Genomic DNA, 6,360 nt, shown 5'->3' on the forward strand with positions numbered 1-6,360 from the left:
ATGACGGCGTCGATGAGTCGCAAGGGCAACTGCTGGGACAATGCGCCGATGGAGAGTTTTTTCAACAGCCTGAAAAACGAGCGCGTGTTCCACCGGCGCTACGCGACCCGGTCGGCAGCCAAGGCAGATCTCTTTGATTACATCGAGGTGTTTTACAATCGCAAGCGCCGGCATTCGTCGCTGAATTACGAATCACCGGCAACCCATTACGCAGCCTGGCTGGAGCGAGAAAAGCTGGCCGCATAACCGCTACCTTGGTAGCCGGAAAGCGCGGGTAACCTCAGGCGCGCTGGCAACGCAAACTGCTTGATCTCTCTCTCCGTAACAATCTGCTGAATTTTAGGGCCGGAAAGAAATCCTTGAAGCTGGAGGCTCCGGACCCTGGCGCGCTTGAGGATTTGGTCGCAGATGGGAAAGAAATTAAGTTACTGACTCGCCCCGATCTGATGGATGGCTCTGACCTTCGAGACCAAGCTATCCATGAAAGTCGCGAGCGTGAGAATCTTCGCAGAGCACATGCACTGGATGCGCTTAAACGGCGAGAGGTTTTTGTCGGGCTTGCTCAGGAAGAGCTGGATGTTCGTCTGGTTGAGCTGTTTCGGGCAGCAAGAACTACTTTGCAAGAGGGTGGCGCAAACACGCTATTCCTGGCGCTCGGCTTCCTGAACTGGACTCGGGATGACAAACCCGATCACAAGTACCGGGCGCCCCTCATTCTCATTCCCGTTACGCTGCAACGTAAAAGTGTCCGATCTGGATTTACCCTGACACTTCACGACGACGAGCCTCGCTTTAACCCAACGCTCGTCGAGATGTTGCGACAAGACTTCAAGCTCGAGCTCGGCATCAAAGAGGGAGAGCTAGATCGTGATGAATCGGGATTGGATATCGCCAAGATTTGGCGAACCGTTTCCGCAGCCATTAAAGATATCAGGGGTTGGGAGGTTTCAGAGGACGTGGTGCTATCCATGTTCTCGTTTGCCAAATACCTGATGTGGGTTGACCTGGTACAGCGCACTGATCAGCTAAGGCTCAACCCTGTCGTCAAGCATCTCATCGATACGCCCCGTGATCCCTATGCGGGACATGCCAGTTTCCCTAGTCCCAAAACGTTGGATCGTGATTTTGGCCCGGAGCACACCTTCTGCCCCTTGCCCGCGGACTCCTCTCAGCTCTCGGCAGTAATGGCGGCTGCTAGAGGCAAAGACTTCGTCCTTATTGGTCCACCTGGTACGGGTAAAAGCCAGACGATTTCCAATCTCATCGCCCAATGCCTTGCAGAAGGTAAACGGGTTCTATTTGTCTCGGAGAAGATTGCCGCACTGGACGTAGTGTATCGACGACTTCGTGAGGTGAAACTGGGTGAGTTCTGCCTAGAGCTGCATTCTAGCAAAGCCCGAAAACTTGACGTCTTGGCTCAGCTAAAAACATCGTGGGAGGCGCAAGGCGTGATCGATGCTGATGCCTGGAAGGCAGAAGCCGAGCGACTGAAGACCTTGCGCGAACAGCTGAACGGTTATGTTGAGCGCCTGCATCATCGGCATAGCAATGGTCGTAGCATCTATGAGGCCATCGGTATAGTCGTTGAGGGTGTTGATGTCCCCGTTGTAGGGCTTTCCTGGTCGTCTCACGCAGCGCATAGCGCGAAGGACACTGACACATTAAGAGACGTGGTAGATCGCCTTGAGGTAAACGCTTCGGCTGTTGGTCAACAAGCGTTGGCATCAGGGCCGCTCTCGCCGATTCAGAACGGCGACTGGTCGCCAACCTGGCAGCAGGCACTGATCGATGCAGCAAAGGCGGTGATTCCCGTTGCCGAAAACGTCCGTTCGGCCGCGCTGAGTTTTCTCGACGTCATTGGCCTTTCTGCAGTGGTCCTAACCAAGCGGCCACGTGCTGCATTGGCTGCGCTCTCTCGTGCTTTGCCCCAAGCCGCAGGGAAAGATTGGAGATTTGTATTCCGACCTGACGCAAAGGTGATTTCAGAGCGACTTCAGGAGGGGAGCAAACTACTCGTAGAGCACGATGCACTAACAAAGCAACTATCCTCTGGGTGGCCAGTTACGTTAACTGCAAATGTGGAAGCGGCGCTGGGCGTGTTGGCACAGCGACGCGAAGTCCATAGCGCGCTCGCGTTACCCTGGCCACGCGAAACACAAGATGGTCTGCGTAAAGGCATTGACCTGTTTGAACAGATTGGCAAGCTGGAGAAAAGACTATCCGTCCGTTACACGGACGGTATTGAGCAGCTAAATGTGTACCAACTGCAGCGCGAATTCGCAAAGGCTGAGCAGGCGCTTTGGCCAATGTCTTGGCTCGGGAAGCGGAAGGTGCGGCAAGCGCTTGAGGCATTGGTCGCGGGACAAGGCGAGCCCAATGTCTCAAATGACTTGGCTGCGCTCGTTGGTATTCGAGACACCCGGAGTGAGATTGCAAAACTAGATATTGGTCCTGAAGTAGTTGGACTATGGCAGGGATTGAAATCCAGACCTGAGTATTTGCGTGCCGCTTTAAAGCTTCAAGATGCGTTGAAAGCGGCCCGTGAACGTGGGATATGGTCCGACGATGGGTTGGACATACTGGCTGCAGGACGAGCGGGCGAGGGACTTGCATTTGAAGTGCAAAAGCTCAGAAGGCTGGTCGAGCTCGATCAAGCAATCAATCAATTCACCGGACTGGAAACGCAGACGGAAGGGCTTTGGAAAGGTCTTGATACCAACGCATCTGCCTTGCAGGCTGCGCTTCAGTTTGCCAAGCGACTGGAAGTGATTCGTCCATGTGGCTATTTGGAGGACGATGTCCCCGAAGTTGCACAGGGCATCTGTGGTCAGCGCTTTCACCAAGACCACGTGACACTACGCCTCCGCGCTTCAGTCGAAAGTAAGCTCAAAGCTTTTTCAGGGCTAAAAGACGCGACTGGCGGGCTCTGGCGTGATCTCGAAACGGATATCCATGAGGTGGACAGGGCTGTTAGTTTTCAGGGGGCAATCGCTACCGCGATTGCTAATCTCGCGGCAGGCCCTGCAGACATTCCGAGCATCTCTTCTGCGCTTCAACATCTGGTAGTTGATGGTAATGCACTGCTCGATCACGACGGTTCCGTCGTGGCGGCTGGTCAGAAGTACATGGTTGCTTGGTCCAAGCTTCAGCCGGCTATCGATCAACTAGCACAGCAAGGTAGTTTTTCAGAGCAAGGGCATGCTGATTTTAGTGAGACCGATCTTGCCTCCTTGCTTACTCATTGCAATGCGATTCTCCAGCAGGAAACAAAGCTGAATGCGTGGTGTGCATGGAGGAAAGTCAGGCAACAAGCGGTTTCTATTGGCTTAGAGCCGTTGGTAGCCAGCATAGAAGCTAAAAGGGTTGAGCTCGGCGCTATCCGTACCGCTTTTGAAACGAACTACTGCCGTTGGTGGTTGAATGCCGTCGTGGACAATGAACCGGTAATTCGAACCTTCGTTTCTGCGGAGCATGAGAAACGCATCGCTGATTTCCGTCGCCTTGATGAGAAGTTCACTGAGTTAACCCGAGCCTGGGTGCGTGCGAGTTTATGTTCTGCTCTTCCTTCTCAAGACGATGTCACGCGAAATTCTGAGTGGGGCTTGCTGCGCCGAGAGATCACCAAGAAGCGCGGACATTTGCCACTGCGCGAACTAATCAGTGGCATTCCATCTGCACTGACCAAGCTCACTCCTTGCTTGTTGATGAGCCCACTCTCAATCGCTCAGTTTCTCGCGCCAGATACTGAGCAATTTGATGTCGTGGTATTCGACGAGGCCTCTCAGATTGCAGTCTGGGATGCAATTGGCGCCATCGCTCGTGGTAAGCAAGTGGTGATGGTGGGCGATCCCAAGCAATTGCCCCCAACCGCTTTCTTCGATAGGGCGGAGTCTTCCGTCGATGATGAAGATGTTGAAGCCGAGATGGAGAGCATTCTCGATGAGTGCCTCGGTGCCAACTTGCCAACTCTCAATTTGTCTTGGCATTACCGAAGCCGTAATGAAAGCCTTATCGCATTCTCAAACCATCGCTACTACGGCGGTGGCTTGGTCACGTTCCCGTCACCGGTAACTGAAGATCGTGCGGTGAGTTTCCATTTCACCAACGGGGTGTATGAGAAGGGCGGCGCGAGAATCAACAAACCGGAAGCTAAGGCGCTGGTTGCGGACATTGTCGCTTGCCTTAAATCTCCAGGATTCCGTGAGTCTGAGCTGACTATCGGTGTCGTGACGTTTAATACCGAGCAACAAAAGCTCATCGAAGATTTACTTGATGAAGAGCGGCGGAAGGATCCCTCTCTAGAGCCGTATTTCTCGGAAGCTGAGCTTGAACCTTTGTTCGTCAAGAATTTGGAAAGTGTTCAAGGTGATGAGCGGGACATCATGTACTTCTCGATTACATACGGCCCAGACCCGAGCGGTGCGGTGTCAATGAATTTTGGCCCGATGAACCGTGACGGCGGTGAGCGCCGTTTGAACGTAGCTATCACACGAGCTCGCCAAGAACTGCGAGTGTTCTCCAGCCTCAAGTCGGAGCAGATGGATTTGTCCCGCACTCAGGCGCACGGTGTTCGAGACTTGAAGCACTTCCTGGAGTTTGCGGAGAGAGGTCCCCGGGCGCTGGCAGAAGTTACACGCGGTAGCTTGGGAGACTTTGAGAGCCCCTTTGAGGAGGCCGTAGCAGCAGCGTTGGCCGCACGGGGTTGGGAATTGCATACCCAAGTCGGGGCATCTGCGTTCCGTGTTGATCTCGGTGTGGTTCATCCAGATGCGCGTGGCACGTACTTGACGGGTATTGAGTGTGATGGCGCAACTTACCACCGCTCTGCCACTGCTAGAGACCGAGACAAATTGCGAGAGCAAGTCCTACGAGGTCTTGGCTGGGAGATCTTGCGCGTATGGTCTACGGATTGGTGGGTGGATAGACCGGGCACGCTAGATCGTTTGGATCAGCAGTTGAAGACACTGTTGGCGTCGAGCCGGGCAAGGCGTGCACTCGAAGCCGAAAGGGAGGCCGCAAAACAGGCTGCTGACGCTGCAATCGCGAAGGCAAACAGTCCTACTATTTCCAGCGACGCGCAAAAGCCGGCATCAAGCGATCCCACTACAGGTCAGTTGCCCTTGGGAGAGGTTCATGCAGAAGGACAGTATGCTCGCAATGCGGCTGCACAAGCGGTAGGAGGTGCGAGCCAGCCACAGGTATTTGTAGAGACAGATCTTTCTCCCTTCGCAACAACTATGAACGCGGATGCTTTTTTTGAGCTGTCATACGAGTCTGTACTGGCCGAGATGATCGCGCTGATCGCTGCGACAGAAGGCCCAGTTCTTGATGCGGTGTTGGCGCGCCGGATCAGTAGAGCTCATGGATGGCAGCGCACGGGAAGTAGGATCGTGGAGCGCGTAGAGGAAGTTGCCCGCAAGTGCTGCAGAACCTCTGAAGAAGAGGTTGGTACCTTCTACTGGCCAAAAGCAATTGTCCCCGGCTCGGCAGTATCCTGGCGGCCACCAGCGATTGAGCAGCAGCGCGCGATTGACGAGGTTTGTGCCGAAGAGCTTCGATCTCTAGCCGCCCTGGTGTTTGATCCGACCAAAGGTGAGGAGTGGACGCTGGTGCAGATGTCAAGACAGCTTGGGCTCATGAAACTACGGGCAGCTAGTCGCCCAAGACTGGAGGCCGCAATCCGTGCGATAACTGTTTGAGCGGAAAGTGGCGGCACATAATGTAGAAGACGGTGACGCGAGTGAAAAATTATGCGTCGTATTTTGCTGGCAATGAAAAATTGTGTGTCGCCATCGCGCGCAGGTGGATGTCGTTCTTGTGTCTAAGGTACTGATTTTTATAGTGTGCGAATGAAAAATTATCTGTCGCCCGACGGAGTGAAGTGGCAGATCTTGCGACAATTTTTTCTGCTGTCGGTGTGTTTGCTTTAGTCGTGCAACTGGGCACCTCGAATAACCCGGCATTTATCAGCCTCCAGTCCGAACCTTACAAATCAGCCCGCCTTTCGGGCTGATTCCATTGGTGCACCGGCATAAACCGAGGCCGTTTTCGGCTTCGCCTGCCTGAATTGCCCCCTCTCGGGTCTCTTCAGGCGCACTTCGGACGTCAGAACGCCTCGATCCCGGCCTCCTTCAGCCAGGTAAACCGTTTCACGTTGTAGGCCAGAGCCTGCATCGTCAGCGCAAAGTCGGCGCGGGCCTGCCCGATGGTGCGGATCAGTTTGCCGCCCATCTGTGCTATTGCGCCGAACACATGCTCAACCCGCGCACGGACTTTGGCGATTCGCTGGTTGCGGCGCTGCTGGCATTCCGACAGCGGCTTGTTCTTGTTCCCTTTGCGCTGTATCCGGCAGCGATAGCC

General features: G+C 54.4%; 2 protein-coding genes and 1 pseudogene. 2 read left to right on the forward strand and 1 reads right to left on the reverse strand.

Features of this window, described 5'->3' with window-relative positions; all coding sequences use genetic code 11:
• A partial coding sequence (locus C515_RS21620; RefSeq protein ID WP_043650125.1) for an integrase core domain-containing protein occupies positions 1–246 on the forward strand: 246 nt, incomplete at its 5' end.
• A gap of 47 nt (positions 247–293) precedes the next feature.
• Positions 294–5,699, forward strand: a pseudogene (gene proA / locus C515_RS21625) (anti-phage protein ProA); the annotation flags it as partial.
• A 406-nt stretch (positions 5,700–6,105) separates the two neighbouring features.
• On the opposite strand, the gene C515_RS0116205 reads toward proA, so the two are convergent.
• Positions 6,106–6,360, reverse strand: a 255-nt coding sequence (locus C515_RS0116205; RefSeq protein WP_028456363.1) for a transposase, incomplete at its 5' end; no start/stop codon positions are given.

Origin of the sequence: Chitinilyticum litopenaei DSM 21440, from assembly GCF_000428145.1 — a bacterium.
GTDB lineage: Bacteria > Pseudomonadota > Gammaproteobacteria > Burkholderiales > Chitinibacteraceae > Chitinilyticum > Chitinilyticum litopenaei.